Here is a 17,984-nt window from a genome sequence, read left to right as displayed (position 1 = left end):
GGCTGGACACCACGCGGGTCCGCGGTGTCCAGTCCGCCGCCCCAAGTGGGGGAGCCGGTTCAGGCGACGCCGTCGGCGGCGTTGAGGATCGTGGTGGTGACCGCTTCGGGGCTGGAGGTCGGCAGCGCGTGGGATGCGTCCGGCACCACGGTGACCTCCTTGGCGCCCGCGCGCTCCGCCATGAACTGATGCGCGGCCAGTGGGATGTTGCGGTCCAGCCCCGGGAAGACGAACCAGGACGGGACGGTCCGCCAGGCGGGCTCCCCGGAGGGCTCGTTGAGGGCGGTGTCGCGCAACGGGCGCTGGGCGGCGGCGTCGAGCGCGGCCTCCTCGGCGGGCAGGTCGGCGGCGAACTGCTGGTGGAAGGCGTCCTGGCGGATGTAGATGTCGTTGGTGCCGTCGGTCTGCGGCACGAACTCCAGGACGTCGGGCAGGGTGCTGCCGGGGAACCGGCCGGTGAGCGCGCCGATGCTCTCGCCGGGCTCGGGGGCGAACGCGGCGACGAACACCAGCGCGCGGACACCCGGCACCTCGAATGCCGCGTTCGAGGCCACCGCCCCGCCGTAGGAGTGCCCGACGAGCACGACCGGCTCCTCGATCGAGGTGAGCAGGCTCCGCAGGGCCTCGGCGTCGCCGGAGAGACTGCGCAGCGGGTTGGCGAACGCGATCACGCGGTGCCCGGCCGCCCGCAGCCGCTCGGTGACGGGGTTCCAGGCGGAGGACTCGGCGAACGCGCCGTGCACCAGAACGACGGTCGGCTTACCAGACATGGATCACTTCTCCTGATCATCACTTGCGCGGCGACCGCGTGCCGGCCGCCGCGCCCCGGCCTCCATGACACCAACGGGTCCCGCACCCGACTTGCCTCTCCGCGCACGGGCGTCGCGCCAACCGCGCACACCTGCGCGGGCGTTACGCCGACGTCTGAAGGGGGGCCCTGACGCGCGCGTATCTACAGTGCTGTAAAAGAATGTCCCGGAGCGTGATCGCTCAACAGGCCCGCCCGCCAACCCGGTTGGCGGGAACGTCGCGCCGCGCGAAGGAACGGGTACAGCCAGGATGACCGACCGTCACGACCCTACGGCCAAGGCATGGTGGTGCTCCCGCCAGGGGCTGGCACAGTGGGCACGCGCCGTTACGGAGGCCCGGTGGTTCGCCGTCACCGTCTTCACCCTCATCCTCGCCAACGCGGCCCTGCTGGGCGTGGAGACGTACAGCAGCCTGGCCGAGGACTGGCGGCACTGGTTACGCCTCGCCGAACACGTCTGTCTGGCCGCCTTCACCGCCGAGATACTGCTGCGTGCCTGCGCGCACGCCGACCGGCCGCGCGCGTTCTTCCGCGACCCGTGGAACCTGTTCGACCTGGCCGTGGTCGTCTCCGCGTTCCTGTCCGTCGTCCGCGAGAACGGCACCGTCCTGCGGCTGCTGCGCCTGGCCCGTGTCCTGCGTTCCGCCCGCTTCCTGCCGCAGCTCCGTGTCTTCATGGTCGCGGTGGGCCGCAGCCTGCCCGGCACCTTCAGCTTCCTGGTCGTCGGTGCCCTGTTGCTTTACGTCTACGCCATGGTCGGCTGGGTCTTCTTCGCCGACCACGATCCCGAGCACTTCGGCTCGCTCGGCCGTGCGGTGCTGACCCTCTTCCTCCTGATGACCCTGGACGGTCTGGGCGACGCCGTCCGCGCGGGACTGGAGATCTCCCGCTGGAGCATCGTCTACTACGCCTCCTACGTCCTTCTCGCCTCCTTCGTCCTCGTCAACGTCCTCATCGGTGTGGTCATCAGCTCTCTGGAGGAGGCGCGCGAACTGGAGAGGGAGGAGGAGGCGGAGGAGGTGCGGGCGGAGCGGGAGGAGGGGGACGGCCGGAGCGTCGGACCGACCGTTCTCCCGGCGCCCGCCGGCCCCGCGCTCGACGCCGAGAGCGAACTGCGCGACCGCATCACGGCCGCACGCCAAGCCCTCGACGACCTTGAAGCGAGTCTTCGGCGAGGAACCGCCCAGCGGCAGTGACGCGGCTACCGTCTGTCCGCCCGCTACGGCGATGACCTTTGGACGCTGACGCCGGCGTGGCTGCGCGCGGACCGCAAGCCTCACCGGCTCGACTTCACGCGGATCCCGTCCACGCACAGGGACACCGCCAAGCTCCTGTTCTACGCCCTGCTGATCGAGGACACCCCGCCCGGCGAGGAACCGATCACGATCTCCAGCATCCGCGCCTACTTCACCTGCGTACGCCAGTTCCTGCTGTGGGCACAGGGCCGCCAGCTCCCACTGGCGCAGCTGACGGGCGATGACCTGGACGCCTACCACGGCGAGCTGACGTCGTTGCGGCTGTCGGTCAGCGGGGCGTATCGCCACCGTCGTGCCGTGCGATTGCTGTGGGCCTACCGCTCCCGCCTGGCCGACCACCTCGGGCAGGACCCGTTGCGGCGCGCGCTGTGGCAGGCATGGGCACGCGCCAATCCGCGCCGGTATGACGAGAACCTCACCGCCCGCATCCCCGAGCATGTCATAGGGCCCATGCTGACCTGGGCGCTGCGCTGGGTGCACCTCCATGCCCTCACCCGCGCTGCCGTGACCCGCCACCGCTCCGGGGGGCGTCCGGTGTGCGGACGGCGACGGGCCATCGTCTGGTGCTCATGGGATTTGAGTGTGCTGGCCTGCGACTGGGTGCGGATCGTGTGGGCGACGGCCTCCTCGATGAGTGCGTTGCGTGAGCCGAAGTGGTGGACGACGAGGCCGTGGGTAACTCCGGCCTCTTGCGCGACGCCCCGGTAGGAGAGGTGGCGCAGGCCCCTGCGGGCCACAACACAGATGGCTGCGGTCAGCAGGGCCTCGCGTCCTTGTCCGTACGCCAATCGTCGGTGAGGCCGCCGGCTCCCGGGGATCTCTGTGGATTCGGTCATGGCTGATCTGTCAGTGTCGTCGGCTGTTCACTGATCCTCCGCGTGTGCGGGAAGGACGCGGCCACGCACCTCGCCCAGGCCGATGCGTCCTCCGGACGGGCCGGGAGCCGTCGCGGTGATGGTGACCTCGTCCGACTCGTCAAGGAAGGTGCGCTCTTCGCCGTTGACCCGGATCGGTTCCTTGCCTCCCCAGGTGAGTTCGATGAAGGCGCCGCGCTGGTCCTTCTGCGGTCCGGAGATGGTGCCCGATGCGTAGAGGTCGCCGGTGCGGGTGGAGGCGCCGCCTGCGGTCAGATGTGCCAGCATTTGCGCGGGCGACCAGTACATCTCCCGGTAGGGCGGACGTGAGACCGCCTGGCCGTTCCATTCAACCGTCAGGTCGATGTCCAGGCCCCAGGGTTGGTCTTCCTGGAGGTACGGCAGTGGCCGCGGGTCCTGTGGCGGGGTGGGCACGCGTGCGGCCTGCAGAGCGAGGAGAGGGACCACCCAGGGTGAGATGGAGGTCGCGAAGCTCTTGCCGAGGAAGGGGCCGAGCGGCACGTACTCCCATGCCTGGATGTCGCGTGCGGACCAGTCGTTGACCAGGACGACGCCGAAGACGTGGGTGGCGAAGTCGGCGGTCGTCAGTGGGTGGCCGAGCGGGGAGCCGGTGCCGACGACGAAACCGATTTCGGCTTCGATGTCGAGGCGGCGGCTGGGTCCGAACGTGGGGGCCTGCTCGTCGGGTGCCTTGCGTTGTCCGCTGGGGCGGACAATGTCGGTTCCGGAGACCACGACGGTCCCTGCCCGGCCGTGGTAACCCACCGGCAGGTGCTTCCAGTTGGGCATCAGAGGGGCGGAGTCGGGGCGGAAGAGCCGGCCGAGGTTGGTGGCGTGGTGTTCCGAGGCGTAGAAGTCGACGTAGTCGCCCACCTCGAACGGCAGATGCAGCCTCACCTCGTCGACGGCGACGAGCGCCTCGTCCGGTACGTCCTGGCGCAGCAGTTCGGTGAGCTGCTCGCGCACCTCGACCCACCGGCCGTGCCCTTTTGCCATGAAGGCGTTGAGGGACGGTGAGGCGAAGACGTCGTCGCCGAGCAGCCGGGCGAGGTCGACCACGCAGTCGCCGATGCGCACGCCGATTCGGGGGGTGCTGCCGGGTGTGGAGAAGACGCCGTAGGGCAGGTTGTCCAGCCCGAAGAAGGAGCCTTCGGGGACGTCCACGGTGGTCATGCGGGTTCTCCGATGCTGCTGCTCAGTGAAGTGGGGAGCAGGCCGAGGTCGATCAGTTCTGTGAGCGGCTCGGTGATGCTGCAGGTGCCGAACGAGAGGAACATCGAGCGGGCGGCGACGGCACGCTCTCCGTCCAGCTCGGCGATCTGGTCGGCGATGACGGCGGGGTCGCGCTGTGCGAGCAGCGCCGCCGGCTCGGCACGGCGCGCGCCGCGCACGGCGGCGTCCGTGGCGAGGAGCAGGTTGAGGAAGCCGTGCTGTTCGAAGCCGGTGCGTGGGTCGGTGTTGCGGACGGCGTGATGCAGCCCGGCAGTTGCCTTGAAGGGCACCTGGTGCCTGACCGCGGCGGCCACGGCCGCGGCCAGTTCCATCTCGTCGGGGTAGAGCTCGGCCTTCACCCCGCCGGTGCGGAACTTCGCGCTATACCGGGTGCCGGACAGGGCGGCGAGCACGGCCACGCGGCGGTCGTCTCGGGGAATCTCGACGAACACCTCGGTTCCCGGGGCGTCCGCGCAGCTCGTTTCCAGCGCGGAGACGAGTTCGGGGGCGGTCATGCCCTCCGGGACGGTGACCTCCAGTGCGCGGAGGCTGACCGGCAGGTTCCCCGCAGCAGCCAGTGCCGGGCCGATGCGTGCGGGCCCGGGCACGGTGATGGCCAACTGCAGTCGATGCCCGTTCGACGCGTCGGCGGGCGGCAGCTCGCCCAGTTCCTGCAGCGTGTTCGCAGCGAGGACGAAGGATCCCACCAAGTCGGCATGGTCGGCGCGCTGGTGGTCGCAGTGGGCGGCGACGGCTTCGGGGAGGGGGAGCAGGCCCGGCGGGAACACCGCCGCGTCGTCGCACAGGCGCCGGAAGATCATGGGCAGTCCGGTCATGTCCGTGGCCCCCTGTCTGCCCAGGTCCAGGCGTATCCGGGGTCCTCGCAGGCCAGTGCCGCCTCGCCGAGGTCGAGCGGGTGGAAGGTGTCGACCATGACAGCGAGTTCGTCGAAGAAGTCGGCCCCGATGCTGCGCTCGTAGGCGCCGGGCTGCGGTCCGTGCGCGTGCCCGCCGGGGTGGACCGAGACGGATCCCGGCCCGATGCCGGAGCCTTTGCGGGCCTCGTAGTCGCCGCCGCAGTAGAACATGATCTCGTCGGAGTCGACGTTGGAGTGGTAGTAGGGCACGGGCACGGCCAGCGGGTGGTAGTCCACCTTGCGCGGCACGAAGTTGCACACCACGAAGTTGTGCCCTTCGAAGACCTGATGGGCGGGCGGCGGCTGGTGGATCCGTCCGGTGATCGGCTCGAAGTCGTGAATGCTGAAGGTGTAGGGGTACAGGCAGCCGTCCCAGCCGACCACGTCGAAGGGGTGGTCGGCGTAGATCATGCGGGTGCCGGCGATCGCGTTGCCCGCGCGGTGCTTGACGAGGACCTCGACGTCCCTCGCCTCGGCCAGGAGGGGCTCGGTGGGGCCGTGCAGGTCGCGTTCGCAGTACGGGGCGTGTTCCAGCAGCTGGCCGAAGCGGGAGAGGTACCGGCGGGCCGGGGTGATGTGGGAGTTCGCCTCGATGCAGTACACGCGCAGGGGCTGGTCGCCGGCCGGTGTCCAGCGGTGTGTGGTGCCGCGCGGAAGGATGACGTAGTCGCCCTGCCGCGCCCGCAGTGTCCCGAACACCGTCTCCACGGTGGCCTCACCGGCCTCGATGTACAGGCATTCGTCGCCGATCGCGTTGCGGTAGAGCGGGGAGGGTGCTCCCGCGACGGCGTAGGAGAGGCGCACGTCCGCGTTGCCCAGCACGAGTCGGCGGCCCATGACCACGTCGTGGTCCTGCCACCGCTGCTCCAGGAACAGGGCGTGCAGCTTCAAGTGCCGTGGCTTGAGGGGGTGATTGGCCCGCGTGGTCAGGTCGGGGAGCGGCCACGGGGTGGCGTTCACGACCGCGGAGGGGATGTGCCGGTGGTAGAGGAGTGAGGAGTCGGAGGAGAAGCCCTCCTCGCCCATCAGCTCCTCGTAGTACAGGCCCCCGTCGGGGCGGCGGTGCTGGGTGTGCCGCTTGGGTGGGACGCTGCCCACCTGCTGGTAGTACGCCATGGGTGGTTTCCTGGTTCGTCCGGGTCGGTCAGTCCTGGAGGGCTGCCCATACCTCGCGGTCGCGTTCGGCCGTCCAGATCACCGGGCGCTCGGTGCCGGCGAGTTCGTCCCAGACCCGGGAGACGTCGAAGGGCAGGCAGTGCTCGAAGATGGGCCAGCCGCCATAGCGGTCGACGAGTGCGGCGTGGGTGGCCTGGAAGGCTTCCTTCAGGGTGCCGCCGCGCTGCTGGATGGCGCCGACCTCGGTCAGCATCACCTGCAGGAAGTGCCTGGTCTGGACGATGGCGGCCTGGACCTCGTCGCGTCCGCGGGCCACGGCGCCCCGGCCGCCGATGAGGAGCTCGGCGCCGTAGTCGGCGACGCGGTCGAGGGTGTCGGTGGACCACTCGCGGTGGAAGGCGTCGCCGGTGTAGAGCGCGGCCTGGGACTCGACGAGGTCGCCGGCGAACAGGATCCTGTGCTTGGGCAGCCAGGCGACGATGTCGCCCTCCGTGTGACCCCGCCCGACGTGCTCCAGGACCAGGTCGCCGCGGTCACCGCCGAGGTCGATGGTGACGCGGTCGCGGAAGGTCTGGGTGGGCCAGGTCAGGCCAGGGATGGATTCGGGCTCCTTGAACAGCCGGGGCATACGGCCGTACTCGGATTCCCAGTCCTGCCGGCCGCGTTCGGCGATCAGGTCCCGGGTGCGGTCGTGGGAGATGATCACCTGCGCGGCGAAGGCGCTCGCGCCCAGGACGCGTACGGCGTGGTAGTGGGACAGGATGAGGTACTCGACCGGCTTGTCGGTGTGCTCGCGCAGCCGGGCCAGCCACTCGCGGGCGGCGACCGGGGTGGCCAGGGCCTCGAAGCAGACGACGAAGTCCTCGCCCTCGATGGCGCCGACGTTCGGGTCGCCTTCGGCGGTCAGGGCGTACACGCCGTCGGCGAGGACCTCCAGGGTCTGCTTCTTCTCGGACAGGTCGCCCGCGGAGGCGAAGGTCTTGGACATGGGTGATCTCCTTCAATCGGCGGCGGGCCGGGGCCCGGCGGCGGAGGGCGGTGTGTGCGGGACCTACTCGGGCAGGACCGCGACCGCGCTGATCTCCAGCAGGAAGTCCGGGCGGGCCAGGCCCGCGACGACCAGCAGGGTGCTGGTGGGGGCCGGGTCGGCGGTCAGGTAGCGGCTGCGGACCTCGTTGACCGGGAGCAGCAGGGCGCGGTCGGTGACGTAGGTGGTGGTGGACACCACGTGCGACATGTCGCCGCCCGCGGCGCGCAGGACGGCGGCGAGGTTCTCGAAGACCTGCTCGGCCTGGCGGGTGATGTCGCCGGCTCCGACGACCGCGCCGTCGGCATCCATGGACACCTGGCCAGAGATCCAGAGCTGACGGCCGTGGAGGACGCCGTGGTTGTAGAAGAAGCGGGCGGCCGGTGCGGAGGCCAGTTCGGGTGCGCTGATGGCCTGCGGCTTGGTTGTCATGACGATCTCCAAAAGTCGTTCGGGCGGGGTGAGTTGTCTGGGAATGCCGTGTCGCTGTGAGGCTAGGCACCGTGCGGTCCGGAGGACCGGACCAAGTACCGACCGGTGCACCGGACCATCCCGGCGGCGTCGGCACCGGGGAGGGCGTCCGGCCTGGTGCGGCTCCGCGCTGAGCGCTCCGCCGCCTATGCCGTACTGCGGCTCCGCCGCGGGGCCGCGATGTGCCGTCGTTCGGCTGCGGCACCGTCGTGGCTGGTCGCGGAGTTCCCTCGGGTCCCTGAGGCGCTGCCGAACTGCAGCCGACATCGCCCGACCCGCTTGGTCCCGGACCGGCGGCGGGCAGCGGCTACGGGGCGAGCGACAGGAATCTCAACGGGTTTTCGCTGATGAGTAGCTGCGTACCGGCGGCGCCGAGTCGATCGCGCAGTACCGGGCGGATCTCCCGAGCCAGGTGTGCGTATCCCGGGCCGTCCCACCGCCGTAGGCCGTGGCGCATGCAGATGTCCTGGGACAGCAGGATGCGGTCGCCGTGGCCGGCGTCGACGAGGGACGTGATCATGTCCACGCGGTCGGGTTCGCTCACGGGCGGAAAGGCGCGGCCGAACAGGTCGAACTCCAGGTAGCAGCCACGGCGAGCGAGTTCGATCAGCGCGTTGCGGTCGGTCTCGTAGTCGATGTGGCTGAAGGCGATCTTCGCGGGGTCGGTGCCGCCGGACTCCAGCAGGGACAGCGCCTCATGAGCGTTGCCCAGTCCGTATCCGGGCTCGATGTGCACGTTGACCGCCAGCCCGGTGTGCTGGTGTGTGATGGCCGCCGCTTCGAGTGAACGCCGTTCGGCCTCGTGCGTTTCGACGCTGAGACCGATCTCGCCGATGACGCCGACGGCGCAGCCGTCGATCCCGTTCTCGGCCGTCTTCGTCCACTCCTCGGCGAGTGTGGCGGAGGGAAGGTCGCGCTCTTCCGGGGTGAGTGCGGCGACGATGTACCTGCCGACCGCGATCACTGTGTCCAGGCCCGCCGCGTCGGCCGCGCGGACGGCCAGCGACGGCATGGCGCCCAGTCCGTGCGCCGTGAGGTCGACGAGGAGGGTGCAGCCGGAGCGTCGCGCTTCGAGGAGTTCCTGTGCGGCGACGTACCAGTCGGACAGCATCAGGTTTTCCCGGACGGTGCCCTGTGAGTCACGGCGGACGACGTCGATCGTCTCCGGTCCGAGCGGGAGGCCGGGAGCATCGAGATCGTGCGCGTCGCCCTGGCCTGACCAACGCGCGCGCAGGTCACAGATGATGTGTTCGTGCGGCAGGACATAGCCGGAGCCGGGTGTGAGGGATCTGTCGCCCTTGGCTGTTCTGATGGTGTGGCTGGCCGTCACAGGGGCCTCTGTTCTCGGGTCGGGTGGGGGCGGTCGGAAGCGTCTGGCTTTGCGCGTGCGGATGGCTTCCCTGGCGCTGAGGGCGGTGATCGCCCGGGCAACGGGGGCGCCTGCGCCCAGGGCGCGTTGGCATCGCCGTGCTGGTGACCGGTGGATCGGCGGGCCCCGCTGGGGGTCAGTGCCTGGTGCCGCGCACGGTGGCGTATGCCGTTGCGAGCGCGGCGATGCCCGGAGCGATCTGCCGCGGCCGGGCCTTGCCGTAGCCGATGATCAGGCCAGGTCGCGCCGATGGCCTGCTGCTGTACTGGCTCAGACCGGTGATCTGCACGCCGTGTTTGCGTGCCTCCTGGAGCAGCGCGGTTTCGTCGGTGTCGTCGGGCAGGTGCACGGTCAGGTGCAGGCCGGCGTCGACGCCCTGAATGCTGGCGTCGGGCAGATACTCCGCCAGGGCCGTGCGCAGAGCGGTCAGGCGGGCAAGGTAGTCGACGCGGGTGCGGCGAAGGTGGCGGTCCAGGGTGCCGGACTCGATGAGGTGGGCCAGGGCCAGCTGGTCGACGGTCGCGGGGACGGGATCGCCGCACTCCCGCAGCCGCAGCACACCCGAGCGCAGTGCGGGCGGGGGCACCAGCCAGCCGAGCCGCACGCCGGGGCCCAGGGTCTTGCTGACCGTGCCCAGATAGGCGACGTGGTCGGGTGCCTGTGGCTGGAGCGCGGCCACGGGCCTGCGGTCGTAGCGGTACTCGGCGTCGTAGTCGTCCTCCAGGATCATGCCGTCACATGCGGCCGCCCACGCCAGCAGAGCCGTGCGCCGGAGCGGGGAGAGCACCACGCCGGCCGGGAACTGGTGCGCGGGCGAGACAAGGACAGCGCGGGCCGTGGTGTGCTCCAGTGCGGCGACGACGAGCCCTTCGTCGTCGACGGGCACTTGGACGGGTTCCAGCCCGGCGCGCCGCACGGCCCGGCTCAGCCGTGGCCAGCCCGGGTCCTCGACGGCGACCTGGCGGTGGCCGTGATCGCGCAGTACCTCGCACAGCAGGGTGAGTCCGTGGGTGACGCCCGCGCTCACGATCACGCCGTCGGTGTCCGTCCGTACCCCGCGGGTGCGGGCCAGGTGCTCGGCCAGGATGTGCCGCAGTTGCGGGACCCCCGCATCGGCCCCGTAGTCGAGGTGATGCGGCGGCAGGCTGCGCACCGTGTGCTGGATGGCACGCAGCCAGGTGCTGCGGGGAAAGGCGGCAAGGTCGGGCAACCCCGGCTCGAAGTCGGCCAGCAGGGGCACAGCCGCCGGTGCGGGGGTGACCGCATGCGCGCCGCCCTGTTCCGCCTGTGGGGTGATCACCGTGGTGCCGCCGCCGGCCCTGGTCCGAAGGAAGCCCTCGGCGGCGAGCTGCTGGTATGCCTCCACGACGACCCAGCGTGAGCAGCCCAGCTCGGTGGCCAGGATCCGGGAGGCGGGCAGCCGAGTACCGTCCGTGAACCGCCCGCTGCGGATGGCCTCCCGCAGGGCGCGCTCCAGCTGGGTGTGCAGCGGAGTGCCGCTGGTGGGGTCCATGGCCAGCAGCAGCTCGGATCCCCGTGCGGTCTGGTCGAAGGCCATAGGGGACATTACCAACCCCTTCGGGAAACGAACCTTTCGTGCCGCCTGGTGGGAACGGACGGAACCGGACCGTGCCGTGGGGGCTTACAGGTTGCCGCGGGCTGCCTGCTCGCGCTCAATGGCCTGGAAGAGGGCCTTGAAGTTGTTGATGCCGAAGCCGCGGGTGCCGTGCCGTTCGATGACCTCGTAGAAGAGGGTGGGCCGGTCCTGGGCGGGCTCGGTGAACAGCTGGAGCAGGTGGCCGTCCTCGTCCTGGTCGAACAGGACGTCCAGTCCGGCGAGAGTCTCCAGGTCGAGGCCCAGCGCGTCGACGTCGGCGCGGGCGCGGACCTCGTCGTAGTAGGTCTCCGGCACGCGCATGAACCGCACGCCGCCCTCGCGCATCGCCGCCACGGTCGTGGTGATGTCCTCGGTGGCGAAGGCGATGTGCTGGACCCCGGAGGTGCCGTAGTAGTTCAGGTACTCCTGGATCTGGGAGAGGGACTTGCCCTGGGCGGGCTCGTTGACGTTGAGCTTGATCTTGCCGGTGCCGTCCCAGACGACCTTGCTCATCATCGAGGTGTACTTGGTGCCGACGGTCTCGTCGTCGTAGTGGACCAGCTGGGTCAGGCCGAGGACCCGCTGGTAGAACTCGGTCCACAGGTTCATCTCATGCAGGGGCACGTTGCACACGATGTGGTCGATGTTGGTGATGCCGATGCCCTGGCCCTCGGGGACGGTCCACAGGGGCTTGAGCCCGCCGAGCTTGCCGGTGTCGCCGACCGCGCGGTAGCCGGGCAGGAAGGGCCCGGTGTAGTCGGAGGCGTCGACGAAGGTGTGGACGGTGTCGCCGTAGGAGGCGACGGTCGCCAGCCGCGCGGTGCCGTGCTCGTCGCTGATCTCGTGCGGTTCGGTGACCGGCTTGGCGCCGCCGGCGAGCGCGTACTCGAAGGCGGCGTAGACATCCGGTACGGCGAAGGAGACGTCCTGCACACCGTCGCCGTGCTGATGCTGCTGGTCGGTGACCTGGTGGCCGGGCAGCAGCCCGGCGGTGAGGACCAGGCGGACGTCTCCCTGGGCCAGCACCCATGAGGCGCTCTCGCGGTTGCCGGTCTCGGGGCCGGAGTAGGCGATGGGGGCGAAGCCGAAGGCGGTGCGGTAGTAGTGGGCCGCCTGCTTGGCGTTGCCGACGTGGTAGCGCAGGTGGTGGTAGCCGAGCAGGGGCTGACGGTCGGGTGCCGCATCAGACATGGGGGCCGCTCCTGTGAACGCCGCGTAAGCGGAGGGATCGGGTGTTTCCCCGACGCTAGGCAGCGCCGCCCGGCGAACGCCCGGACCAATGGAGTCCGGAAAGCCCGAACCAAGTCGCGGACGGGCCGACGGTCCGGTGCACCGGCCCCCACTTGGACCGGTTCACCGGCGCTTCCCCGTACCTACGGTGTGCCAACTTCTCCGACCTCCGCGACCAAGGAGTCACCGTGGCCCTGTTCGACCACCCGGCCTACGACGATCACGAGCGCGTCCTGTTCGCCCGCGACCACCGCTCCGGGCTGCGCGCGGTGATCGCCGTGCATCGCACCGGCCCCCGCAACGCCATGGGGGGCACCCGCATGTGGCAGTACGCCACCGAGGCGGACGGCATCGCCGACGCGCTGCGCCTGTCGCAGGCCATGACCTACAAGTCCGCGCTGGCCGGTCTGCCCTTCGGCGGCGGCAAGGCCGTCATCTTCGGCGCCCCGGGACGCGACAAGACCGCCGCGCTGCTGCGGGCCATGGGCAACGCCGTCGACACCCTCGGTGGCCGGTTCGTCACCGGCGAGGACGTCGGCATCGCCGTCGACGACGTCGCCGTGATGCGCGAGTCCACCGACCACGTCCTGGGCGGCGAGGGCGTCGACTCCGACGAGCCCGCCGCGGCCGGTGTGCTGGCCGCCATCCGCTCCGGCGCACAGCGCGTCTGGGGCACCCCCGACCTCGACGGCCGCACGATCGCAGTCCAGGGGCTCGGCAAGGTCGGATCCTTCCTGTGCCGGATGCTCGCCGAGGCGGGAGCCGACCTGCTCGTCGCCGACATCCGCCCCGACGCCGTACGCAGCGCCGTGAAGGAGTACGACGCCCGCGAGGTCGCCGTCGACGACATCGCCGGCCAGCCCGTGGACATCTTCGCCCCCTGCGCCCTGGGCGACGTCCTCACCCCGGCGAGCGTGCCACGCCTGAAGGCCAAGGTCGTCGCCGGTGCCGCCAACAACCAGCTCTCCGCCCCCGAGGTCGCCGATCTGCTGCGCGAGGCCGGCATCCTCTACGCGCCCGACTTCATCGCCAACGGCGGCGGCCTGATCAACAACGCCGCCCTCCTCGACGGCTACGACCGCGCCCGCGTCCTGAAGGACTGCGCCCGCATCGGCGACACCCTCACCGAGGTCTACGACCTCGCCGACAAGAACAACACCTCCACCCACACCGCGGCCACCGACCTCGCCCGCCGGCGGACCCGCGACCGGTAGGACCCGCTGCCAGGACGTCCGTCCGACCGACGGGATCCTTCGGCGGCGAGCCCGCGCCCACACCAGCCGGGTTCGCCGCCGGCCGTGGTCGGGCCGGCCCCGCTCCGCCAACCGGAGAGGGCCGGGCGGCTGAACGCCTCCCGCCCGGTGGGCGGTTGAGGCTGTCGCTCCCCGCGTCAGGGCAGAGCGACCGGCCGCTCTCCAGAGCCACCGGCATCGGGCCAGGGCATCGAGCCGGTTCGCCACGAGCACGCCCCCGCGCCGGATCGGCGACCGCACTGTGCCCCTCGTACCCCTTCCCCACCACTCACGTTTACGGAAACCCCCACCGCGCCTGGACCGACAGCACCCACCCACGATGAGAAAGGGGTGTCGCAGATGGACAAGACGCCCACCACCAGCGCCGGTTCCCCCATGGAACGCGGCCTGCGTAACCGTCACATCCAGATGATCGCGCTCGGTTCGGCGATCGGCACCGGCCTGTTCCTGATCTCGGGCTCGACGATCCAGACCGCCGGCCCCATCGTCCTGCTGGCCTACGTCGTGGCCGGCATAGTCCTCTTCCTGATCATGCGGATGCTTGGCGAGATGGCTGTCACCCGTCCCACCAGCGGCTCCTTCAGCGACTACGCCCACGAATTCCTCGGCCGCTCCGCGGGGTTCGTCGTCGGCTGGAACTGGTGGTTCACCTGCATCGTGGTGAGCATGCTCGAACTCACCGCCGCCGGAACCTTCATGGAGTTCTGGTTCCCGGGTCTGCCCACCTGGGTCACCGCCGGGGTCGCGCTGGTCGTCATCACCGGGGTCAACCTCATCCACGTGAGCGCGTTCGGCGAGTTCGAGTTCTGGTTCACGCTGATCAAGGTCGCCGCAGTCGTCGCCATGATCGTCTTCGGTGTGGCCATCATCTCCGGCGCCGGACACTACGACGTACACGGCCTGGAGAACCTCTGGAGCCACGGCGGCTTCGCGCCGCACGGCCTGTCCGGGCTCCTGCTGTCGCTGGTTGCGGTGACCTTCACCTTCGGCGGGATCGAGTCCCTCGGCTCCACCTCGGGCGAGGCACAGAACCCCGAGCGCACCATCCCCAAGGCCATCAACCAGGTGCTCCTGCGGATCCTGCTGTTCTACGTCGGCGCGATCGGCGTCATGCTCGTCATCTGGCCCTGGAACAAGGTCGGCACCGACGGCAGCCCGTTCGTCCTGATGCTGTCCAGCCTCGGCATCGGCGGCGCGGCCACGCTCCTCAACATCGTCGTGGTGACCGCGACCCTCTCGGTCTTCAACACGATGGTCTACAGCAATGCCCGGGTCCTGCACAGTCTGTCCGACCGGCGCCAGGCCCCCGCCTTCTTCGCCCGGACCAATGACCGGGGCGTCCCGGTCACCGGTCTCCTGGTCAACTCGGGCGTCACCGCCCTGGTCGTCCTCCTCAACTACCTCTTCCCCGGCCGCCTCCTGCTGGTCCTCGTGGCGATCATCCTCAGTGCCGAACTCATCACCTGGGGCTCCATCGCCCTCTCCCACCTGCGCTTCCGCAAGGCAGGAGAGCACAGCTCCTTCAAGGCACCGTTCCACCCCTACTCGAACTACCTCTGCCTGGCGTACTTCGCCATGATCGCCGTACTGATGACACGGATACCCGACTTCCGCGCCGGAGCCATCGCCCTCCCGCTCTGGCTCGGCGGACTCATCGCCACCTCCTTCATCCACCACCGGTACGCACGACGCCCCGAGGAGAAGGCCACAGCCGCAGAGGCCCCCGGCGTGCGGGCCTGAGGTTCCCACCCGGTCCTGCCTCCCCACACGCCCACATACCGACCCTCCACACCCACACACAGACACGGAGAACCAACCCCGTGAGCAAGAGCAGGTTGCCCGAAGACATCACACCGGCTCGTGCCGGTACAGGAGGTCTGCCGACATGGACAAAGTGATCTCCTCACCGGCCGATGCCATCGCCGACATCCCCTCGGGCTCCTCTCTCGCCGTGGGCGGGTTCGGACTGTGCGGAATCCCCAGCACCCTCATCGAGGCCCTCCACACCCGCGGCGTCGACGACCTGAGGGTGGTCTCCAACAACTGCGGAGTCGACGACTGGGGCCTGGGCATTCTCCTGGCCGCAGGCAGGCTCAGCCGCGTCACCGCCTCCTACGTCGGCGAGAACAAGGAGTTCGCCCGCCAGTACCTCGCAGGAGAACTGGAGGTCGAGCTGTGCCCCCAAGGCACACTCGCGGAACGGCTGCGCGCCGGGGGAGCAGGCATCCCCGCCTTCTTCACCCCGGCCGGCGTCGGCACACCCGTCGCCGACGGCGGCCTGCCCTGGCGCTACGACGGCCAGGGCGGCGTCGCCGTGACCTCACCGCCCAAGGAGACACGCGTCATCGCAGGCCGCGAATACCTCCTCGAACACGCCATCACCACCGACTACGCCCTCGTCCACGCCCACACCGGCGACCGCCACGGCAACCTTCGGTTCGCCCGCTCGGCCGCGAACTTCAACCCGCCCGCGGCCATGGCCGGCAAGATCACCATCGCCCAGGTCGAACACCTCGTCGAGCCGGGCGAACTCACCCCCGACGACATCCACCTGCCCGGCATCTACGTCCAGCGCGTGGTCCCCGTGACCGGCCTCGACAAACGGATCGAAAAGCGCACCACACAGGAGACCGGATGAGCTGGACACGAACCCAGATGGCTGCCCGGGCAGCGGCCGAACTGTCCGACGGACAGTACGTCAACCTCGGCATCGGACTGCCCACCCTCATACCCGACCATGTCCCGCCCGGTGTGCACGTCGTCCTCCACAGCGAGAACGGCATCCTGGGCACCGGCCCCTACCCCGCGGCCGACGCCGTCGACCCCGACCTGATCAACGCCGGAAAGGAGACCGTCACCGTCCGCCCCGGTGCGGCGTTCTTCGACTCCGCCATGTCCTTCGGCATGATCCGCGGCGGTCACATCGACATGGCCGTCCTCGGCGCCATGCAGGTCTCCGCGCAGGGCGACCTGGCCAACTGGATGATCCCCGGCAAGATGGTCAAGGGCATGGGCGGCGCCATGGACCTCGTGCACGGCGCCGGCCGGGTCATCGTCCTGATGGAACACACCGCGAAGGACGGCAGCCCCAAGATCCTCGACCACTGCACCCTGCCCCTCACCGGGCGCCGCGTGGTCCACCGCATCATCTCCGACCTGTGCGTCCTCGACGTCACCGAACACGGCCTCCTCCTGCGTGAACTCGCCGAAGACGTGAGTGAGGACGAGGTCCGCGCCAAAACGGAAGCGCCCTTGGTACGAGCCTTCGCCTGACCGGCCTGACCGCCTGTTCCCACAGGCCGGGTGCCAGGGGTGGCGCTTGGCAGACCTCAGCGTCGCCATCGCCGCTGATCCGCCGCCACCGTGAAGGCTCCCTACGCCCAGGTTGCCGTCCAACGCTGGACCCGCCGTCTCCGGGCAGGGCCACTTCAAGTTCAAGTTCGGTGATCTCGACCTCGACGAGTGGGTGCGAATGCGCCACTTCCACCAGCGCGGGGATGAGTAGACGGCGGGCTGCCGATTGCAGGCCCACGGCTCGGATCCTGCCGCGGACTTCCTGGGTCAGGTTTGCCAGGTCGGTTTCGGCGCTTTCGGCGACGTTCAGCAGGATGGCGGCGTGGCGGGCGAGCACTTTTCCAAAAGAACTCGCCGCGCCGAATGAGGACGCCTCTCATCAGATCGACAGCACACGCGTGTGAATCAGCGGCTGCGGGCCACAACCTCTCACCAGCTACTTGGCCGGCCCGACCGGCAACCTGACGCTCTTCCCCTCGCGCTGCCTCGCCGCGCAGGCACGCCACCCTCCGCATGGGCCTCAGATCAGCCGCGGACAACGGACGGACCAAACCCTGTCCAATAACGCGTGTCCGCCGCTCCGTCTAGCCGCCGCGCCGCCCCTTGAGCCGCTCCACCTCACGCGCTGCCGCGCGTGCTTCCCGTTCGGCCCGGCCGAGTGCGTCGGCCGCGGCACGGAGGCGTTTCTCCGCCTGCCCCTGGTCGCGGTCGGCCTGTTCGAGGGCCTCCCGCGCCTGACGCACCTGCTGCTCCGTGGCCTCGACCTGCTGGCGGGCCTGGTCCCGTCCGTCACGTGCCTGCTCGAGCGACGCCTCGGCGTCGGCGTGCTCCGCGCGCTGGTCCTTTAGCCGCTGCTCGGCCGCCTCGGCTGTCGTGCGGGCCCGGGCGAGTTCTTCCTCCCGGGCGCGTCGCCGCTCGGCGAGTTCGTCCGTCCGCCGCGCCCGGGGCGACGGAGCCGCGGTCTGCGGCCGTGCCTTCTCCCGCTGGGCGCCGGCCGCCGGAGGGGCGGCGGACGGGAAGACGGCCGGCGGGGTGAGGGTGCTGTGCAGACGGCCCGTGGCCCACTGGTCCGCGGCGTCCGGGTCGGTGAGCACCGCGTTCAGGGTGGATTCGACGTCGTGCAGCACGGAGTCCGAGAGTCGGTGCCCGGCATCGGTGGCGAACTGCGCGGCCTGCCGGGACATGGCGGTGACGACGCGCCGCCGCTGCGAGGACAGGTCCCTGACCGCGTCGGGATCCAGGGTGCGGTGGGCCTCGCGCAGTGATCTCCCCAGCTCCAGGAACTGCCGGCTCTCCTGCGGCTGGGAACGCAGGAGCAGGTTCGCGGCCCACGCCGCCAGCGTGGGGCGGCGGGCCGTGTGGATCCGGCGGGCGTCCTCGGCGTGTCCGGCCGTCCTCGCGGCGGCGGCCAGCTCCTCGCGGCGTGGCACGAAGTGGGCCGGGGGAGTGGCGTAGAGCTCGTCGAGCACCGCCTCCACGTCGTACTCCGCACCGCCGCGACGGCGCGCACTCCTGCGCTCCATGCCCCCAGGCTCCAACGGGCGGGACGTCGGCGCACGT

At 70.3% G+C, this 17,984-nt stretch carries 16 protein-coding genes and 1 pseudogene; 6 read left to right on the top strand and 11 right to left on the bottom strand.

Annotated elements, in window-relative coordinates; translation table 11 throughout:
* Positions 1 to 59 precede the first annotated feature (59 nt).
* Complete coding sequence (locus tag AB0959_RS25675) at positions 60 to 770, bottom strand: alpha/beta hydrolase (RefSeq protein WP_366828883.1); 711 nt, start codon at positions 768 to 770, stop codon at positions 60 to 62.
* A 289-nt stretch (positions 771 to 1,059) separates the two neighbouring features.
* On the opposite strand from AB0959_RS25675, the gene AB0959_RS25670 reads away from it, so the two are divergent.
* Both AB0959_RS25670 and AB0959_RS25665 read left to right on the top strand, forming a co-directional pair.
* Entirely contained in the window at positions 1,060 to 2,004 is a 945-nt protein-coding gene (locus AB0959_RS25670) for an ion transporter (protein WP_366828882.1), read from the top strand.
* Between the two features lie 357 nt (positions 2,005 to 2,361).
* Positions 2,362 to 2,772, top strand: a complete 411-nt coding sequence (locus AB0959_RS25665; RefSeq protein WP_366828912.1) for a hypothetical protein — start codon at positions 2,362 to 2,364, stop codon at positions 2,770 to 2,772.
* Here AB0959_RS25665 and AB0959_RS25660 read toward each other — a convergent pair.
* The 9 genes and pseudogenes from AB0959_RS25660 to hppD all read right to left on the bottom strand — a co-directional run.
* Positions 2,664 to 2,900: pseudogene (locus AB0959_RS25660) on the bottom strand (TetR family transcriptional regulator); the annotation flags it as partial. The gene AB0959_RS25665 and the pseudogene AB0959_RS25660 sit on opposite strands and share 109 nt — an antisense overlap.
* Before the next feature lie 27 nt (positions 2,901 to 2,927).
* On the bottom strand, positions 2,928 to 4,112 hold the full coding sequence (gene fahA, locus AB0959_RS25655) for a fumarylacetoacetase (RefSeq protein WP_366828881.1): 1,185 nt from the start codon (positions 4,110 to 4,112) through the stop codon (positions 2,928 to 2,930).
* Positions 4,109 to 4,987, bottom strand: coding sequence for a hypothetical protein (locus tag AB0959_RS25650; RefSeq protein WP_366828880.1), 879 nt, complete (start codon positions 4,985 to 4,987; stop codon positions 4,109 to 4,111). The genes fahA and AB0959_RS25650 overlap by 4 nt, the downstream gene beginning before the upstream one ends.
* Positions 4,984 to 6,183, bottom strand: coding sequence for a cupin domain-containing protein (locus AB0959_RS25645; RefSeq protein WP_366828879.1), 1,200 nt, complete (start codon positions 6,181 to 6,183; stop codon positions 4,984 to 4,986). The genes AB0959_RS25650 and AB0959_RS25645 overlap by 4 nt, the downstream gene beginning before the upstream one ends.
* Before the next feature lie 28 nt (positions 6,184 to 6,211).
* The gene (locus AB0959_RS25640; RefSeq protein WP_366828878.1) at positions 6,212 to 7,171 is read right to left on the bottom strand and encodes an MBL fold metallo-hydrolase; all 960 of its coding nucleotides are present in this window, start codon (positions 7,169 to 7,171) and stop codon (positions 6,212 to 6,214) included.
* Positions 7,172 to 7,234: 63 nt separating this feature from the next.
* Complete coding sequence (locus tag AB0959_RS25635) at positions 7,235 to 7,642, bottom strand: RidA family protein (protein ID WP_366828877.1); 408 nt, start codon at positions 7,640 to 7,642, stop codon at positions 7,235 to 7,237.
* Between the two features lie 346 nt (positions 7,643 to 7,988).
* Positions 7,989 to 9,011: a hypothetical protein gene (locus AB0959_RS25630; protein WP_366828876.1), complete on the bottom strand. Its 1,023-nt coding sequence runs from the start codon at positions 9,009 to 9,011 to the stop codon at positions 7,989 to 7,991.
* A 175-nt stretch (positions 9,012 to 9,186) separates the two neighbouring features.
* Positions 9,187 to 10,617, bottom strand: a complete 1,431-nt coding sequence (locus AB0959_RS25625) for a PLP-dependent aminotransferase family protein (protein WP_366828875.1) — start codon at positions 10,615 to 10,617, stop codon at positions 9,187 to 9,189.
* A 75-nt stretch (positions 10,618 to 10,692) separates the two neighbouring features.
* On the bottom strand, positions 10,693 to 11,838 hold the full coding sequence (gene hppD, locus AB0959_RS25620) for a 4-hydroxyphenylpyruvate dioxygenase (RefSeq protein ID WP_366828874.1): 1,146 nt from the start codon (positions 11,836 to 11,838) through the stop codon (positions 10,693 to 10,695).
* A gap of 227 nt (positions 11,839 to 12,065) precedes the next feature.
* On the opposite strand from hppD, the gene AB0959_RS25615 reads away from it, so the two are divergent.
* From AB0959_RS25615 to AB0959_RS25600, 4 genes are all read left to right on the top strand, one after another.
* Positions 12,066 to 13,091: a Glu/Leu/Phe/Val dehydrogenase dimerization domain-containing protein gene (locus tag AB0959_RS25615; RefSeq protein ID WP_366828873.1), complete on the top strand. Its 1,026-nt coding sequence runs from the start codon at positions 12,066 to 12,068 to the stop codon at positions 13,089 to 13,091.
* Positions 13,092 to 13,469: 378 nt separating this feature from the next.
* A complete protein-coding gene (locus tag AB0959_RS25610) occupies positions 13,470 to 14,870 on the top strand; it encodes an amino acid permease (RefSeq protein WP_366828872.1) in 1,401 nt (466 codons plus the stop codon).
* 145 nt (positions 14,871 to 15,015) lie between these two features.
* The gene (locus AB0959_RS25605) at positions 15,016 to 15,768 is read left to right on the top strand and encodes a CoA transferase subunit A (RefSeq protein ID WP_366828871.1); all 753 of its coding nucleotides are present in this window, start codon (positions 15,016 to 15,018) and stop codon (positions 15,766 to 15,768) included.
* Positions 15,765 to 16,403: a CoA transferase subunit B gene (locus tag AB0959_RS25600; protein WP_366828869.1), complete on the top strand. Its 639-nt coding sequence runs from the start codon at positions 15,765 to 15,767 to the stop codon at positions 16,401 to 16,403. The genes AB0959_RS25605 and AB0959_RS25600 overlap by 4 nt, the downstream gene beginning before the upstream one ends.
* 605 nt (positions 16,404 to 17,008) lie before the next feature.
* On the opposite strand, the gene AB0959_RS25595 is transcribed toward AB0959_RS25600, so the two are convergent.
* Positions 17,009 to 17,947 (bottom strand): hypothetical protein, encoded by a 939-nt coding sequence (locus AB0959_RS25595; RefSeq protein WP_366828868.1) that lies wholly within the window; start codon positions 17,945 to 17,947, stop codon positions 17,009 to 17,011.
* Between the last annotated feature and the right edge of the window lie 37 nt (positions 17,948 to 17,984).

It is taken from the genome of Streptomyces sp. NPDC046862 (assembly GCF_040704615.1).
GTDB lineage: Bacteria > Actinomycetota > Actinomycetes > Streptomycetales > Streptomycetaceae > Streptomyces.
The sequence above is the reverse complement of the archived record's forward strand: the minus strand, read 5'-3'. Positions and strand labels throughout refer to the sequence as shown.